Here is a 16,167-nt window from a genome sequence, read left to right on the forward strand (position 1 = left end):
CGAATTTTCGTGCTGAGTGCACGCTCGCCCGCTACCTTCTCGGTTATGAGTCGGTGGGTGGCGTCGATGTGTCTCGCCCTGGCGTTGGTGGGATGCGCGTCCGGGCATCCACCCGCGCCGCGGCCGATGCTGACGTATCTGGGCCAGTCGCAGGTTCCGTTCGACGCCACCTTCGACGGCACCGTCATCGGCGGGCTGTCGGCGCTCAGCTACGACCCGGGCCGCCAGCTGTATTACGTGATCAGTGACGATCGCTCCAAGAAGAATCCGGCCCGGTTCTACACGGTGCAGTTGTCCCTGTCGGACAGGGGAATTGACCACGTCACGTTCACCGGCACCCATCCGCTGCTCGACCCGTCCGGCCGGCCGTTCCCGCCGCTCAGGGCGGATACCACGCCGCCGATCGTTCCCCCCGACCCCGAAGGCATCGCGTTCGATCCCTCCCGGCAGCGGCTGTACTGGTCCTCCGAAGGTGAGCGGCTCACCGCCGGCCCGGTGTTGCTCGACCCGTGGATCCGGACCGCGGCGCTCGACGGTGCCTACCTGGGCCAGTTCACCCTGCCGGCCAATCTGGCGATGTCGGCGCAGCGCGTGGGCCCGCGCAGGGACAAGGCGCTGGAGGGCCTGGCGCTGACGCCCGACGGCCGATCGCTGTTCGCCGCGATGGAGGACCCCGGCTACAACGACGGTCCGCTCAGCGACGGCGGCCACCGCATCCTCACCCGGATCACGAAGTTCGACGTCGCGACCGGCGCGGCCACGGCCCAATACGCGTACCCGATGGAGCCGCCGGCACCGCCCGCCGATGTCAACGGTGTCTCCGATCTGGTCGCCTTGTCGGACACGACCTTCTTGGTGATCGAGCGATCGTCGGCCCTGCCGCCGACGGTGCGGATCTACCGCGCCGAAATCGGTGCGGCGACAGACGTTTTGACCACCCCGTCGATGGAGCACGCGGCCGTGACGCCCATGACTAAAACCCTGGCGGTCGATTTGTCGTCCACGCCGGGACTGTCACCGCTGGACAACGTCGAGGGCATCACGCTGGGACCGAAGCTGCCCGACGGTCGCCAGTCGGTGGTGCTGGTCAGCGACAACAACTTCTCGCCCCGCCAGGTCACCCAGTTCCTGTTGTTGGCGATGTGATGCGGGCCCGGCCGGGTTCGGGCCGCAGCCGGTAGAGGGCGAAGCCCGTCGCCGCCACGCCGAAGAGCACCAGCATGGTCATGTCGAACACCCACCAACCGCTGTAGTGGGTCCACGTCTGGGAATCGGCGGCCAACGCGTCGACCCTGCGCAGGTCGACCGTGGACGCCGAGGCGGCGAAGCCCCATCGGGCGGGAACGAACCAGGAGATTTCCTGGAAGCCCCACTTGCTCACCAGCTGGACGAGGCTCCCGTTGAACAGCGCCGACGCCAGGATCACCGGCAACAGCAGCGGCAGGACCTCACGCAGCCGAGTGCCCAGCGCCGACAACGCGAGCCCGATCACCGCGGACACGATGGCCGTCACCGCCACGCTCACATAGAGCTCGAGCGTGGCGTCGTGCAACAAGGCGGCGCCGCGCGTTGGACCGCCCTTCTCGGCGACGACGATGGCGAACACGACTGCCGTCAACAGGGCCGCGGCGACGCCGAACACCAGGATCTTGGCGGCCAGGTAGGCCGTCGTCGACATCCCGAGAGCCTGCTCGCGCCGGAAGACGTGCCGCTCACCCACCACGGCCCGGATCGTCAGCGCGGTGCCGATGATCACCGCGGCGACGTTGAGGGCGGCCAGGATCTCGATGGCTTCGTGCGGGTGGGCGGCGCCCGCCGGTGGCCGGGCCAGGCCCGAATCGCCCGGGATCAGCAGCGTCGCTCCCGCCAGCAGGAACGGCAGAATCGCCAAGAACACGAAGTAGAGCCGGTCGGCGAAGATCAGCCTGACGTCGCGGCGGGCCAGCAGCCGGACCTGCCGCGCCATCGGGGGTTCGGCGGGCGGCGGCGACGGGGCGGCCACCTCGGGCGGCGCCGTCAACGCCGACGCCGATGGGCGGGCACGGAACGCACGGTGGGTTCCGCCGGGATCGGCGCCCGCCCGGGCGAGCACCGCGGACCAGTCGGCCGTGCCCATCGTGGCCTCGATCTGCGCGGGCGGCCCGAGGAATGCCGTCGTACCGGCCGAGGTGAGAACCAGCACCTGATCGCACAGGTCGAAGTCGGTCGACGACGTCCGCGATGACGCGGCCGCCACGACCACGCAGCCGATGTCGGCCTGGCGCCGCAGCATCGCCATCACGTGGCGCTGTTGTTCCGCGTCCAGGCCGGCGCTCGGCTCGTCAACCACGAGCAGCGTCGGCCGGGTGACGAGCTCGACCGCCAGCGCGGCGCACCGGCGCAGCTCGGGCGACAGCTTGCCGATCCGGGTGGCCCGGTGCGGTGTCAGCTCGAGTTCCTCGAGAACCTGGCTGACCACGCGGTCTCGTTGCTCGGGCGAAACATCTTGCGGCAGGCGCATTTCGGCGGCGTATCGCATGACCCGCTCGACGGTCAGCTGCCGGTGCAAGCGGTCGTCGGGCGACACGATGCCGATGCGGCTGCGCATGGACTGCGGCTCGGCGTGCACGTCGTGGCCGTCGACGGTGACGCGGCCGGAGCTGAGTTGCCTGGTGCCGGCGAGCAGTCCGAGCAGCGCGGAGTTGCGCGCGGCCGAGGGCCCGACGATCGCGGTGAACGCGCCCGGACGCGCCGTGAAGGAGATATCCGACAGCGTCTCGCGCCCGTCGACGGTGAGTCCGAGCCGGTACGCGGCGACTCCGACGGTGCGGGCGTCGGCCTTGAGCGGCAGGCGGTAGGTGGCGTTCGGCTCCGCCGTGCGAATCGAAGGACGCGCGACGCGCAGTTTCGAGGTGACCATCCGTTCGATCAGCCCCGGACCGCCCGTGTCCTGAGCGGCGGGCTGAGCGGGCGGCGCGGGGTGCGGCTGAGCGGGCGGGGCGGGGGGTTCGGCCGCCGGCGGTTGTGGCGGCACGACGGGCATCCGCTGCGTCTCGCGCTGTGTCGGGGCCCGCAGGTTGGGGCCGTGCGGGCGGGGCGGTGGCGGCGCGACCGGAAAAGGAGGCGGCGGGTGAGCCCCGGGCCGGGGCGCCGGGCGCTGAGCCGGGGCCGGCGGACCTGCGGGCTGCGCGATCTGGAAGACCAGCCGCGGGCCCCGCTGCGGATCACCGACACTGATCGCCTGGCCGTCGCGGATGTTCACGGTCGACGCCCGCGCGCCGTCGACGAAGATCCCGTGGTGGCTCAGGTCGATGGCCACCCACTGGGTGCCGGCGAACCGCAGCACCATCTCCGGCCCGGGCGGTGGCGGCGGCGAGCCCGGGTTTCCGAGGCGCTCGAGGGCGATGTCGCAGCCCGGGCCGTAGCCGACGATCACGTCGCGCCCCGGGGCGAAGTCGAACCTCATGGGCCCGACCCACACGGTCAACGGGGAGGCCCTGAACGTGGAAGCCTCGGTCCGCATCGCCCGCCCCCTTTCGTCACCGATCAGCTCGACTTAGTGTCTACCCGCTGGCCGCGGCCTCTTCACCGGTTTAAGCCCTCACAGCGTGCTACGCCGCCCGGCCGGCGACGCATTGTCGAGGAGCCGGCGCAATACCTGGACCGCGTCCGTGAGCACCCGGCGGTCGCCCGGTTCGAGGAGCGCGAGTTGGGGTTCGATCGCGGCGGCGCGGTCGGCGCGGACCGCGTTGAGCATGCGTTTGCCCTGAGGGGTGATGCGGATCCGGACGGCGCGCGCATCCCCCGGGTCGATGGTCCGGGTGACCAGGCCGGCCTCCTCGAGCCGGCGCACCTGGGTGGTCATGGTCGGTTGGGAGCAGTGGTCGACGGTCGCGAGATCACCGATGCGGGCTTCCCCGTGAGCTTCGATCGTGGCGAGCAGCCTGGCCTGCGCCGCGGGCAAGGGCATCTGGATGCGCTGGGTGGCCAGCCGGTTGAGCCGCGCCACCACGGCGAGCAGATCCGCTCCCAGCTGCTGGGCCTCGACGTGTGCGGTATCGACAACTCTGTCCATGTGCCCATCGTTCCATAGCTTTGCTAACTGAGACGAGAGGCGCCGGCCCGAACTGGGCCGGAAGTCACGAAGTGTATGACGCGACTCGGCGCGGCGGGCTGGCACAATCAGTGAAGTGAATGCCCGTCGCCCCGTCCGTTCGCACCATCGGGGTGGGCCGTTACGACCGGCCGAATTGGCACAGGCCTCCGTGATGGGGGCGCTGTGCGCGGTGATCTCGATCGTCGCCGGGGTGATCCCGTTCGCGCAGGGTTTGGCGCTGTTGGGCACCGTGCCCATGGGGCTGCTGACCTACCGTTACCGCCTCCGGGTGCTCATCGCCGCGACGTTTGCTGCCGGAACTCTGGCCTTCCTCATCTCTGGATTGGGCAGTTTCCTGACCGTCATCAACTGCGCCTACATCGGCGGATTGACCGGAATCGTCAAACGCCGGGGCAGGGGCACACCGACCGTGACGTTCGCGTCCCTGATCGCCGGCTTCTTCGTCGCCGTCGCCACGGTCGGCATGCTGGCGGTGCTGAATCGGTTGCGCCATCTGATATTCCAGGTGATGACCGCCAACGTGGACGGTGTCGTGGCGTTCCTCGACCGGGTGAATTTGGGGTGGCTCGGCGTCGACGTCAAGCGGGTCTTCGAATTCGGGTTGCAGTATTGGCCGTGGCTGATGCTCGGCTATGTCACCTACGGCGTCGTGGTGTCGTCGTTGATCGGTTGGTGGGCGCTGTCCCGCCTCCTGGATCGGATGGGCAACGTTCCGGATGTGCACAAACTGGACGCTCCGGACGAGCCGCCCGACGCCCCGATCGGGCCCGTGCCGGTGCGGCTCGACAAGGTGCGGTTCCGCTACCCGCACGCCCAGCAGGACGCGTTGCGTGAGCTCAGCATGGAACTGCAAGTCGGAGAACACGTTGCCGTCATCGGCGCCAACGGGTCCGGCAAGACCACGTTGACGCTGATCCTGGCGGGCCGGCCCCCGACATCGGGCACCGTGCGGCGCCCCGGAGCGGTGGGGTTGGGCATGGTGGGCGGCACGGCGCTTGTCCTGCAGCACCCGAAGAGCCAGGTGCTGGGCACCCGGGTGGCCGATGATGTCGTCTGGGGGCTGCCGCCGGGCACCGCGGTCGACGTCGACCATTTGTTGCGCGAAGTAGGGCTCGAGGGTTTCGGCGAACGGGACACCGGAAGCCTGTCCGGCGGGGAGTTGCAGCGCCTCGCCCTCGCCGCGGCGCTGGCCCGAGAACCGGCGCTGCTGATCGCCGACGAATTCACCAGCATGATCGACCGAGAGGGCCGTAACGTCTTGTTGAACGTGCTGTCGGGCCTTCCCCAACGGCATCGAACCGCCCTGGTGCACATCACGCATTTCGACAACGAGGCCGCGTCGGCGGACCGGACGATCAACCTCAGCGATTCCCCGGACAACACCGTTGTGGTCGAGACGGCCCCGCCCCCCGCCCCGGTCCCCGCGGTGAAGTGGGGCTCGAACAAGCCGGTGCTCGAAATCATCGGCGTCGGACACGAATACAACAGCGGGACACCGTGGGCGAAGACCGCGCTGCGCGACATCAACCTCGTCGTGGAGCAGGGTGACGGGATCTTGATTCACGGCGGCAACGGCTCGGGCAAGTCGACGCTGGCGTGGATCATGGCCGGGCTGACCGTTCCCACCAACGGCGCCTGCTTGATCGACGGCGAGCCCATCCGGGAGCACGTCGGCGCGGTGGCGCTGTCATTTCAGACGGCGCGGCTGCAATTGATGCGCAGTCACGTCGGCCTGGAACTTGCCTCCGTGGCGGGCTTTTCCGACGATGACGAAGACCGGGTGGTCGCCGCCCTTGCTGCGGTCGGGCTGGAACCCGCGATGGGCAAGCGGCGCATCGATCAGCTCAGCGGCGGCCAGATGCGGCGGGTGGTCCTGGCCGGCCTGCTGGCGTGTTCGCCGCGCGTGCTGATCCTCGACGAGCCGCTGGCCGGGTTGGACGTCGCCAGCCAGCGGGGCCTGCTGCGCGTGCTGGCGGATCTGCGCCGTCACCGGGGCCTGACCGTAGTTGTCATTTCCCACGACTTCGTCGGTTTGGAAGCCGTGTGCACGCGGACCGTGCATCTGCAGAAGGGCGCGCTGCAAGCGGTGTCGGCCACCGCCGCGGCCGGGGGTGTGGCGTGACCGCAACCTCCGCCTCGGCCCCCAGGAGGAGTCGGCGCACCTCCCGGCCGGTGGTGCTATTGGTTCCGGTGCCGGGCAGGTCCCCCATCCACAACCTGTGGGCCGGAACCAAACTCCTGGTGGTATTCGGTGTTTCGGTGTTGCTCACCCTGTTTCCGGGCTGGGTGACCATCGGGTCGGTGGCGGCGCTGGTGCTGGCGGCGGTCTGGATCGCTCACATCCCGCGGGGGGCGCTTCCGTCGGTTCCGCGGTGGCTGTGGATCCTCCTCACACTGGGTTTCGTGACCGCCGCGCTGGCCGGTGGTAGTCCGATGCTGACCATCAACGGGGCCCACATCTGGCTCGGCGGGGCGTTGAACTTCCTGCGGATCTCCGCGTTATCGGTGGTTCTGCTCGGGCTGGGGGCGATGGTGTCCTGGACCACCAACGTCGCCGAAATCGCGCCCGCCCTGGCGATTTTGGGCCGCCCGTTCAAGTTGTTGCGGATTCCGGTGGACGAGTGGGCGGTGGCCCTGGCCCTGGCGCTGCGTGCCTTCCCGTTGCTGATCGAGGAATTCCAGGTGCTCTACGCCGCCCGTCGACTGCGGCCCAACCACATGCCGACGAGTCGCAAGGCGCGGGTCAGGCAGACGGCGGGTAACTCGATCGATCTGGTCGCCGCCGCCATCGTGGTGACCCTGCGCCGGGCCGACGAGATGGGCGATGCGATCACCGCTCGCGGCGGCATCGGCCAGCTCTCCGCCGATCCGGCACGGCCGAAACTGGGGGACTGGGTCACGCTCGGCGTCACCGTCGCGGTCAGCGGTGCTGCGGTGGCGATCGAGACGATATTCCACCTGACGGCCTAGGCCCTCGCGTAGCGTGAGCGGGTGGCCGACATCCACCGGACTCGCGCGATCGCGGCACGCATCGGCGACGTCTGGGAAACACTCGCAGACTTCGGGTCGATCAGTTCGTGGGCCGGCAACGTCGATCACTCGTGCATCTTGTCCTCCGGGCCCGACGGACCCGGCGTCGGCACGGCCCGCCGGGTGCAGGTCAAGCGCGACGCCCTCGTCGAGCGCATCACCGAATTCGACCCGCCCCGCGCCCTCGCCTACGACATCGAAGGCCTGCCACGCCGCCTGCGCAGGGTGTCCAACCGCTGGACGCTGGCACCCGCCGGCGGTGATTCGGCTGCGACCACCCTGGTGACCCTCACCAGCACCGTCGAAATCGGCCCGCACGCAACGCAACAGCTGGCCGAAGTTGTCCTGTGCCGCGTCCTCGTGCGACAGTCCGAGGCGATGCTCGCCGGCCTGGCGAATCGATTGGAGCACGCTGGTGTCTGATCGCCCCGACGTCGTCATCATCATGACCGACGAGGAACGCGCGGTGCCGCCGTACGAGGCCCCCGACGTGCTGGCCTGGCGCGACCGGACGCTCGGCGGCCGCAAGTGGTTCGACGACCACGGCGTCAGCTTCACCCGGCACTACACCGGATCACTGGCCTGCGTGCCAAGCCGCCCAACCATTTTCACCGGGCACTACCCCGACCTGCACGGCGTCACCCAGACCGATGGCATCGGAAAGACCGCCGGCGATTCGCGCATGCGCTGGTTGCGCCAGGGTGAGGTGCCCACACTGGGCAATTGGTTTCGCGCCGCCGGATACGACACCCATTACGACGGCAAGTGGCACATCTCGCACGCCGATATCACCGACCCGGCGACCGGCCGACCGCTGGCCACCAATGACAAGAACGGCGCCGTCGACGCCGCCGCGGTGCGGCGCTACCTGGCCGCAGATCCGCTGGGGCCGTTCGGTTTCTCCGGGTGGGTCGGTCCGGAGCCGCACGGGGCGGCATTGGCCGACGCCGGCGTGCGCCGCGACCCGCTGATCGCCGACCGGGTGGTCGCCTGGCTGGCCGATCGTTACGCCCGCCGCCGCCAGGGCGATCCCGCCGCGTTGCGTCCGTTCCTCTTGGTGGCCAGCTTCGTCAATCCCCACGACATCGTGTTGTTCCCGGCCTGGTCGCGCCGGAGCCCGGTCAAGCCGTCGCCGCTCGACCCGCCCGCGGTGCCCGCCGCGCCCACCGCGCAGGAAGACCTGTCCACCAAGCCGGCGGCGCAGATCGCGTTCCGCGAGGCCTATTACTCCGGCTATGGCCCCGCACCCGCGATCGAGCGGACCTATGGGCGCAACGCGCAGCGCTACCGCGACCTGTACTACCGGCTGCACGCCGAGGTGGACGGCCCGCTCGATCGCGTCAGGCGGGCGGTCACCGAAGGCGGTTCGGGCGACGCGGTATTGGTGCGCACCGCCGACCACGGCGACCTGCTGGGCGCCCACGGCGGCCTGCACCAGAAGTGGTTCAACCTGTACGACGAGGCCACCCGCGTTCCCTTCGTCATCGCGCGCATCGGCGAGCGGTCGACGCGGCCACGCCGCGTCACGGCGCCGACCTCACACGTCGACCTGGTCCCCACCCTGCTGGCGGCGGCGGGCGTCGACGTCGCCGCGGCGGCCGCGACGCTGGCCGAGTCGTTCTCGGAAGTGCACCCGCTGCCCGGGCGGAACCTCATGCCGATCGTGGACGGCGCGGCGGCGGACGAGACACGCGCCGTCTACCTGATGACCCGCGACAACATGCTCGAAGGGGACAGCGGCGCATCGGGATTGGCGCGCCGGCTGAAGCGGACCGTCGATCCGCCCGCGCCGCTGCGCATCCGGGTGCCGGCCCACACCGCCTCCAACTTTGAGGGGTTGGTGGTCCGCGTCGACGAGACGGCGGCCGCCGGTGGCGCTGGCCACCTGTGGAAACTGGTGCGTACCTTCGACGACCCGAGCACCTGGACGGAGCCGGGGGTGCGGCACTTGGCGGCCAACGGGCTCGGCGGAGACGCGTACCGCACGTCGCCCCTCGACGACCAGTGGGAGCTGTACGACCTCACCGCCGATCCGATCGAAGCCATCAACCGGTGGGCCGATCCCGACCTGCATGCCCTGCGCGCGCACCTGCGAGCGCGGCTCAAACACGTCCGGGCCGACTCCGTTCCGGAGCGAAACGTGCCGTGGCCCTACGCCTCTCGCCGCCCACCCGGCGCGCGGCCGTCGATGCTGAAGCGGTTGATCGGCAACTCGTGACGCCGCGGCGCCCGGGCTAAGTCCGCATCCGGTCGATGAGGTTCGACAACACCACGATGCTCTCGCTGCGCTCGATGTCCGCGCTCGACCGGATCCGCTCGAGGGCGGCCTCCAGGTGGCGCATGTCGCGCGCCAGCACGTGCAGGATGGCGTCCGACGTGCCGGTCACCGTCGCGGCGCTGACCACCTCGGGCATGTCCACCCAGGCCGCCCGCAGCCGGTCCGGCGCGATCGTGCCGTGGCAGAACACCTGCACGTAGGCTTCCGTGTTCCAGCCGAGCGCATTGCGGTCGACGATCGTGGTGAAGCCCTTGATGACGCCGGCGTCGAGCATCCGGTCGACGCGCCGCTTGACCGCCGGGGCAGACAGATTCACCTTTTCGCCGATCTCGGCGAACGTTGCCCGCGCGTGCTCGGTCAGCTCGGCCAGGATGCGGGCGTCGGTCTCGTCGAGGCGCTCCATCACCCTTCCCTTCGATCGGGCGCAATGAATCCGTGGCGAAGCCACTCTTACGCAATAAATCGCCTATAGACACGCAATATATAGCGATTGATTGTGTCAGGATGCCGAAATACCGTTGATCTATGACGGAACAATACGTGGTGGCGGCCGGGTCCGGCTCGGCACCCGGCCGCCGGGTCCGCACGCCCCGCGCCCGCCGGTACGCGATGACGCCGCCGGCGTTCTTCGCCGTCGAGTACGCGATAAACCCCTGGATGGACGTCGCCACACCCGTCGATGTCGGCCGCGCGCAGGCCCAGTGGGACGACCTGCGCACCACCTACCTTCGGTTAGGGCATCAGGTCGAGGTGATCGGGCCGGCGCCGGGGCTTCCGGACATGGTCTACGCCGCCAACGGCGGATTCATCGCCGGCGATGTCGCGATCGTCGCGAGGTTTCGATTCGCGGAGCGGGCCGGCGAGTCGCAGGCCTACGCCCAATGGATGTCTTCGCTCGGGTACCGGCCCGTGTCCACCCGTCACGTCAACGAGGGGCAGGGCGACTTGCTGATGATCGGCGAAACGGTGTTGGCGGGCTACGGCTTTCGCACCGACCGGCGTGCGCACGCGGAGATTTCCGCGGCGCTGAGGGTGCCGGTGGTCTCGCTGGAGTTGGTCGATCCGCGCTTCTACCATCTCGACACCGCGCTGGCCGTACTCGACGACCATACGATCGCGTTCTACCCGCCGGCGTTCAGCACCGCGGCGCAGGACCAACTGCGCGCGCTGTTTCCCGACGCGATCGTGGTCGGCAGCGCCGACGCGTTCGTGCTGGGCCTCAACGTCGTCTCCGACGGACTGCGCGTCGTCCTTCCCACGGCCGCAACGGGTTTCGCCGGGCAATTGCGCGAAGCCGGCTTCGAGCCCGTCGGCGTCGACCTGTCCGAGCTCCTCAAGGGTGGCGGCTCGGTCAAGTGCTGCACATTGGAGTTGTTTCCATGACGATCCTCGACGCCCGGACGTCCACCCGAACGCAGGCCGCGATCGGCCTGGTCGAACGCCATGCCGCGCACAACTATTCGCCGTTGCCCGTGGTGGCGGCCAGCGCCGAGGGTGCCTGGATCACCGATGTCGAGGGCCGGCGCTACCTGGACTGCCTGGCCGCCTACTCGGCGGTCAACTTCGGCCATCGCAACCCCGAGATCACCGCGACGGCCCATGCCCAGCTCGACACCGTCACGTTGGTGAGCCGCGCGTTCCACTGCAACACGCTCGGCCCGTTCTGCGCCGCCCTCGCGCGGCTGTGCGGCAAGGACCTGGTGTTGCCGATGAACTCGGGCGCCGAAGCGGTGGAGAGCGGCCTCAAGGTCGCACGCAAATGGGGTACCGACGTCAAGGGCGTCCCCGACGGACGGGCCAACATCATCGTGGCGGACAACAACTTTCACGGCCGCACGATCAGCATCGTCGGCTTCTCCTCGGACCCGACGGCGCGGGCGGGATTCGGACCGTTCACCCCCGGGTTCCGCTCGGTACCCTTCGGCGATGCCGCCGCACTGGCCCGCGCCATCGATGACCACACCGTCGCGGTGCTGCTCGAACCGATCCAGGGGGAGGCGGGCATCGTCGTCCCGCCCGACGACTACCTGCCTACGGTCCGCGCGCTGTGCAGAAGGCACCGCGTGCTGATGATCGCCGACGAGATCCAGTCCGGCCTGGCGCGCACGGGGCACACCTTCGCCTGCGACCACTGGGGCGTGGTGCCCGACGTCTACCTGCTGGGCAAGGCGCTGGGCGGCGGCGTGGTCCCGCTGTCGGCGGTCGTCGCCGACCGCGAGGTGCTGGGCGTGCTGCACCCCGGCGAACACGGCTCCACCTTCGGCGGCAACCCGTTGGCCGCCGCGATCGGCAGCACGGTGGTCGCCATGCTGGGCCGCGGAGAGTTTCAGGCCCGCTCGGCGGAGTTGGGCGCGCGCCTGCACGCGCGCCTGCGCGAACTGGTGGGCCACGGTGTGCGGGCGGTGCGCGGGGTGGGCCTGTGGGCCGGCGTCGACATCGACCCGGCGCTCGGGACGGGCAAGCGGATGAGCCTTCGGCTGGCCGACCGCGGTGTGCTGGTGAAGGACACCCACTCCTCGACGCTGCGGTTCGCGCCCCCGCTGGTGATCAGCGCGCAAGAAATCGACTGGGCGGTTGAGCAGTTCGCTATGGCGTTGCGGGAGGCTGGCCCATAATCAGCTGATCGAGCAAGGAGGGGCATGCCACCGACGTCGATCAGCCTGAGGGAGCAGATGCTGCGGCGCCGTCCAGTCGTCGGCAACGTCGTCGCCTACGGGGCCGCGGACCATCTCAAGCGGAGCATCGGGACTTTCCAGCTGACCATGTTCGGTGTCGGCTCGACCGTCGGGACGGGCATCTTCTTCGTCATGTCACAGGCCGTTCCCGAGGCCGGCCCCGGCGTGATCCTGTCGTTCCTCATCGCCGGGCTCGCGGCCGGGCTCGCCGCCATTTGTTACGCCGAATTAGCTTCCGCGGTACCGGTTTCGGGGTCGTCGTATTCCTACGCATACACCACGCTGGGCGAGGTCGTCGCGATCGGGGTGGCCGCCTGCCTGCTGCTGGAATACGGGGTGTCGACGGCCGCGGTCGCGGTCAACTGGAGCGGCTACCTCAACAAGCTGCTCAGCAATATCCTCGGAATCCAATTCCCGCACGCGTTGTCCGCCGCGCCCTGGGATGCGCAACCCGGCTTGGTGAATCTGCCGGCGATCATCCTGCTCGCGATGTGCGCCGTGCTGCTCATCCGCGGCGCCAGCGAATCGGCCAAAGTCAACACGATCATGGTGCTGATCAAGCTGGGCGTGCTGGTGATCTTCGTCGTCGTCGCGTTCACCGCCTTCGACGCGACCCACCTGCGCGACTTCGCGCCCTTCGGCGCCGCGGGCATCGGCTCGGCCGCCGGCACCATCTTCTTCTCCTACATCGGCCTCGACGCGGTGTCGACCGCGGGCGACGAGGTGAAGAACCCGCAGAAGACCATGCCGCGCGCGCTGATCGCGGCGCTGCTGACCGTGACCGGCGTTTACCTGTTCGTCGCGCTGGCCGCGCTCGGCACTCAACCGTGGCAGGAGTTCGCCGGACAGCAGGAGGCCGGGCTGGCCACCATCCTCGACAACGTCACGCGCGGCAGCTGGGCCAGCACCATTCTGGCTGCGGGGGCGGTGATCTCGATCTTCTCGGTCACGCTGGTCACCATGTACGGGCAGACGCGCATCCTGTTCGCCATGGGTCGCGACGGGCTGCTGCCCTCGCGATTCGCGCGGGTGAACACGCGCACCATGACGCCCGTGAGCAACACGGTGATCGTGGCTATCGCGGCCTCGGCGCTGGCCGCCTTCATACCGCTGGACAAGTTGGCGGACATGGTGTCCATCGGCACGCTCACCGCGTTCGTCGTCGTATCCGTGGGTGTGATCATCCTGCGGGTGCGCGAGCCCGACCTGCCACGGGGCTTCAAGGTCCCGGGTTACCCCGTGACGCCGGTCCTTTCGGTGTTGGCGTGCGGCTACATCCTCGTCAGCTTGCACTGGTACACCTGGATCGCGTTCGGCGGCTGGCTCGCGCTCGCGCTAATCTTCTACTTCGTGTGGGGCCGCCATCACAGCGCGCTCAACAGCCAATCCCTGCAGCGGGACGCGCTGTGACCGTCGTCGTCGGGTACCGGGCCGGCCAGGTCGGGCTCTCGGGATTGCACCTGGGGGTGCGCATCGCGCGCACCCGCGGCACCTCGCTGACCGTCGCGACCATCGTGCCCAAGCCGTGGCTGACGCCGTCGCGCGCCCGTGTCGACGCGGAGTTCGAGCTGTGGGCCGACGCCCTGGCCGCGGAGTCGGCGAACGAGGCCGCCGGGATTTTGGCCACGATGGCCGACGGGATCGAGGTCAACTACGCGCACCGCGCGCACGGATCGGTGTCGGGTGGGCTCCTCGAGGTCATCCAGGAGGTCGACGCCGACGTGCTGGTGCTGGGCTCGTTGCCCAGCGGCGGCCGCGGTCAAGTGCTGATCGGTTCCACCGCCGACTGGCTGCTGCACGCCTCGACCGTGCCGGTGGCCATCAGCCCGCGCGAATACCGTTCGAACCAAGGCAAGTTGACCCGCCTCACCTGCGCCTACTCGGCCACCCCGGACTCGATCGATGTGGTGAAGCGCTGCTTCGAATTCGGGCAGCGATTCGGTGTGCCGGTCCGGGTCATCACGTTCGCAGTCCGCGGCAAGACGATGTATCCGCCGGAGGTGGGGCTCGAGGTCGAGGATCAGGTGCTGCAGGCCTGGGCGTCACAAGTGCGAGACATCCTCCAGGAGCTCAAGACGGACGAGATCGTCAGCGACGACGTCGCGCTGCAGGTGGTCACCGGCCGCAGCTGGAAAGAGGCGCTGGCGAAGGCGGATTGGCAGGAGGGCGAGATCCTGGCACTGGGCACCCGGCCGCGCGGCGATATCCGGCGCGTCTTCCTCGGTTCCCGCAGCACCAAGATCATCCGCGAGAGCCCGGTGCCGGTGCTGGTGCTGCCCGGCTAACGCTGCGCCGCGGCGTTGGCGGCCGCTTGCGCGCGTTTCAGGGTCGCCGCGACATCGCCACGGCCCAGGAACATCTCATCGAAGTAGGGCTGCAGGGCGTCGTTACCGGCCGGAAACCCGGCGCCCCCCGGCGCCGCGATGCGCGGGCCGTCGAGCACGCTGAAGAAGGGTGTGACGTCCACGCCCCGGGCCGACCAGTAGTCGAAGTAGACCGGCTGAGCCGACAGGACCGCCGGGATCGCCGCTCCCTCGCGGCCCAAGAACTCGTTGCCCGGTTTGCTACCCATCCAGGCCAGGACCTGGCGCACCGCGCCGGGATGTTTCGTCGCGGAATTGCCCACCGCCGCAATGCCATTGGTGACGCTCACCCGGCCGGCCGGGCCCGACGGCATCATCGTCACACCCCAGTGGAAGCGGGCATCGCGGGCCACCGGCGCCAGGTTGTAGGTGCCGGACTGGAAGAGCGCCATCCTGCCGGCCAGGAACTGGTTACGGGAGAAGTCGCCGTTGTCGTTGGTGTCCGAGGCGGGCGGCGCGACGTGGTCGTCGTTGATGAGGCCGACCAGATAACGGAAGGCCTGCACCGCCCCGGGATTGTCGAACGCGAAGTCGTCGCCACGCTGGAAGACCCCACCGGCCGAGCCGATGTAGTTGAGGTAGATCCCCTGCGGATCATTGGCGGCGTTGTAGCCCCACTGCCGAACCCGTCCGGCGTCGAAACCCGCGGTGCCGCCTCGACGTCCGTCGGCGTCGACGGTGAGCCGGGCCAGCATCGGGCGCAGCGTGTCGTCACCGCCGGCGCCCCACCGCAAGCCGTTCAGCTGGGCGGGTTGGACGCCGGCCGCGGCGAGCAGGTCGGCGTTGTAATACAGCGCGATCCCGGCGTCGGTCAGCTGCGGCACCCCCCACAGCGCGCCCCCGCGGGTGAACTGGCCGACGACCGCCGAGTCCCACGCCGAGGCGGAGCCCGGCCCGAGGGCCGCGCCGATGTCCATCAGCCGGCCGCTGTCGGCGTAGGCGGCCAGGTAGGCGTTGGAGAGCCAGAAGATGTCGTCGGCGCTGCCGCCGGCGACATCGGTGCGCAGCGTGTCGAAGTAGGTCGGATACGCGACCACGCTGGTGTGCACCGCGATATCGGGATGCGTGCGGTTGAACGCCTCGAACGACCGCCGGTAGGCCGCGGCGATCTGCTCGGCCCAGACCCGCACCGTCACAACGATCTTGCCGCCGGCCGGCTGGCCGGAGTAGTCGAGCAGCACCGCGGTCGCGCCCAACAGGACCGCGACCAGCGCGAGCGCCGAAGCCATCAGCGTCGAAACGCGGGGCCGGGTCATGGTGCGCACCGAGATTGCCGCGATGGTCGTGGAGCGCCCGGAATCGCGGCCGTGACCGCACTCTCGGCGCGTGAGCGGCTCACTTGAGCCCCGAGACGACGATCGACGCGACGATGTGACGCTGGAAGACCACGAAAAGCGCGATCAGCGGGACGATCGCGACGGTCGTCGCCGCCATCACCAACGTCCACTGCGAGTTGAACCGCGACTGCAGATCGGCCGTCGCCACCGTGAGTACCCGCCACTTGTGCCCGCTGGTGATCACCAACGGCCACATGAAGTTGTTCCACTGCGAGACCACCGTGATCAGTGTCAAGGCCGCCAGCACCGGCCGGCTGGACGGGATCACCACGTGCACGATCACGTCCAAGGTGTTGGCCCCGTCCAGGTGGGCGGCGTTGATCAGGTCGTTGGGGATGATGCGAAAGTGCTCGCGCAGCAGGAAGATCGCGTACGGCGAGCCGAACAT

At 69.4% G+C, this 16,167-nt stretch carries 14 protein-coding genes; 9 read left to right on the top strand and 5 right to left on the bottom strand.

Going from position 1 to position 16,167, the window contains the following annotated elements:
• The first annotated feature begins 45 nt into the window (after positions 1-45).
• Positions 46-1,146 (top strand): esterase-like activity of phytase family protein, encoded by a 1,101-nt coding sequence (locus A9X04_RS04975; RefSeq protein ID WP_369828920.1) that lies wholly within the window; start codon positions 46-48, stop codon positions 1,144-1,146.
• Here the strand turns inward: A9X04_RS04975 and A9X04_RS04980 are convergent.
• Both A9X04_RS04980 and A9X04_RS04985 read right to left on the bottom strand, forming a co-directional pair.
• A complete protein-coding gene (locus A9X04_RS04980; protein ID WP_067918290.1) occupies positions 1,118-3,502 on the bottom strand; it encodes an ATP-binding cassette domain-containing protein in 2,385 nt (794 codons plus the stop codon). The two genes, A9X04_RS04975 and A9X04_RS04980, sit on opposite strands and share 29 nt — an antisense overlap.
• Before the next feature lie 78 nt (positions 3,503-3,580).
• Positions 3,581-4,054, bottom strand: a complete 474-nt coding sequence (locus tag A9X04_RS04985; RefSeq protein ID WP_067918292.1) for a MarR family winged helix-turn-helix transcriptional regulator — start codon at positions 4,052-4,054, stop codon at positions 3,581-3,583.
• A 193-nt stretch (positions 4,055-4,247) separates the two neighbouring features.
• On the opposite strand from A9X04_RS04985, the gene A9X04_RS04990 reads away from it, so the two are divergent.
• From A9X04_RS04990 to A9X04_RS05005, 4 genes are read left to right on the top strand one after another with little or no spacing between them, the layout of a single operon-like run.
• Positions 4,248-6,218, top strand: coding sequence for an ABC transporter ATP-binding protein (locus A9X04_RS04990; protein ID WP_156751816.1), 1,971 nt, complete (start codon positions 4,248-4,250; stop codon positions 6,216-6,218).
• Positions 6,215-7,066 (top strand): CbiQ family ECF transporter T component, encoded by an 852-nt coding sequence (locus tag A9X04_RS04995; RefSeq protein WP_067918297.1) that lies wholly within the window; start codon positions 6,215-6,217, stop codon positions 7,064-7,066. Before A9X04_RS04990 ends, A9X04_RS04995 begins: the two co-directional genes overlap by 4 nt.
• A 21-nt stretch (positions 7,067-7,087) precedes the next feature.
• Positions 7,088-7,549, top strand: a complete 462-nt coding sequence (locus tag A9X04_RS05000) for an SRPBCC family protein (protein WP_067918300.1) — start codon at positions 7,088-7,090, stop codon at positions 7,547-7,549.
• The gene (locus A9X04_RS05005) at positions 7,542-9,344 is read left to right on the top strand and encodes a sulfatase-like hydrolase/transferase (RefSeq protein ID WP_082974810.1); all 1,803 of its coding nucleotides are present in this window, start codon (positions 7,542-7,544) and stop codon (positions 9,342-9,344) included. The genes A9X04_RS05000 and A9X04_RS05005 overlap by 8 nt, the downstream gene beginning before the upstream one ends.
• A 16-nt stretch (positions 9,345-9,360) precedes the next feature.
• Here the strand turns inward: A9X04_RS05005 and A9X04_RS05010 are convergent, their stop codons facing one another.
• Positions 9,361-9,807, bottom strand: a complete 447-nt coding sequence (locus A9X04_RS05010; protein WP_067918302.1) for an Lrp/AsnC family transcriptional regulator — start codon at positions 9,805-9,807, stop codon at positions 9,361-9,363.
• Between the two features lie 122 nt (positions 9,808-9,929).
• Here A9X04_RS05010 and ddaH point away from each other — a divergent pair, with 122 nt between their 5' ends.
• From ddaH to A9X04_RS05030, 4 genes are read left to right on the top strand one after another with little or no spacing between them, the layout of a single operon-like run.
• Positions 9,930-10,787 (top strand): dimethylargininase, encoded by an 858-nt coding sequence (ddaH, locus tag A9X04_RS05015; protein WP_067918304.1) that lies wholly within the window; start codon positions 9,930-9,932, stop codon positions 10,785-10,787.
• Positions 10,784-12,019: an ornithine--oxo-acid transaminase gene (gene rocD, locus A9X04_RS05020; RefSeq protein WP_067918306.1), complete on the top strand. Its 1,236-nt coding sequence runs from the start codon at positions 10,784-10,786 to the stop codon at positions 12,017-12,019. Before ddaH ends, rocD begins: the two co-directional genes overlap by 4 nt.
• Before the next feature lie 24 nt (positions 12,020-12,043).
• Entirely contained in the window at positions 12,044-13,489 is a 1,446-nt protein-coding gene (locus tag A9X04_RS05025) for an amino acid permease (RefSeq protein WP_067918308.1), read from the top strand.
• A complete protein-coding gene (locus tag A9X04_RS05030; protein ID WP_067918310.1) occupies positions 13,486-14,364 on the top strand; it encodes a universal stress protein in 879 nt (292 codons plus the stop codon). The genes A9X04_RS05025 and A9X04_RS05030 overlap by 4 nt, the downstream gene beginning before the upstream one ends.
• Here A9X04_RS05030 and A9X04_RS05035 read toward each other — a convergent pair.
• Positions 14,361-15,698, bottom strand: coding sequence for a sugar ABC transporter substrate-binding protein (locus tag A9X04_RS05035; RefSeq protein WP_067918311.1), 1,338 nt, complete (start codon positions 15,696-15,698; stop codon positions 14,361-14,363). The genes A9X04_RS05030 and A9X04_RS05035 overlap by 4 nt on opposite strands.
• 79 nt (positions 15,699-15,777) lie before the next feature.
• On the bottom strand, positions 15,778-16,167 hold a 390-nt coding region (locus A9X04_RS05040), incomplete at its 5' end, for a carbohydrate ABC transporter permease (protein ID WP_156764219.1).

It is taken from the genome of Mycobacterium sp. E3247 (genome assembly GCF_001667785.1).
GTDB lineage: Bacteria > Actinomycetota > Actinomycetes > Mycobacteriales > Mycobacteriaceae > Mycobacterium.

Bases quoted from the DNA above. Each gene is read 5' to 3' on its own strand.
- A9X04_RS04975 (WP_369828920.1), top strand. From the start codon at position 46: ATGAGTCGGTGGGTGGCGTCGATGTGTCTCGCCCTGGCGTTGGTGGGA.
- A9X04_RS04980 (WP_067918290.1), bottom strand. From the start codon at position 3,502: ATGCGGACCGAGGCTTCCACGTTCAGGGCCTCCCCGTTGACCGTGTGG.
- A9X04_RS04985 (WP_067918292.1), bottom strand. From the start codon at position 4,054: ATGGACAGAGTTGTCGATACCGCACACGTCGAGGCCCAGCAGCTGGGA.
- A9X04_RS04990 (WP_156751816.1), top strand. From the start codon at position 4,248: ATGGGGGCGCTGTGCGCGGTGATCTCGATCGTCGCCGGGGTGATCCCG.
- A9X04_RS05010 (WP_067918302.1), bottom strand. From the start codon at position 9,807: ATGGAGCGCCTCGACGAGACCGACGCCCGCATCCTGGCCGAGCTGACC.
- ddaH (WP_067918304.1), top strand. From the start codon at position 9,930: ATGACGGAACAATACGTGGTGGCGGCCGGGTCCGGCTCGGCACCCGGC.
- rocD (WP_067918306.1), top strand. From the start codon at position 10,784: ATGACGATCCTCGACGCCCGGACGTCCACCCGAACGCAGGCCGCGATC.
- A9X04_RS05025 (WP_067918308.1), top strand. From the start codon at position 12,044: ATGCCACCGACGTCGATCAGCCTGAGGGAGCAGATGCTGCGGCGCCGT.
- A9X04_RS05035 (WP_067918311.1), bottom strand. From the start codon at position 15,698: ATGACCCGGCCCCGCGTTTCGACGCTGATGGCTTCGGCGCTCGCGCTG.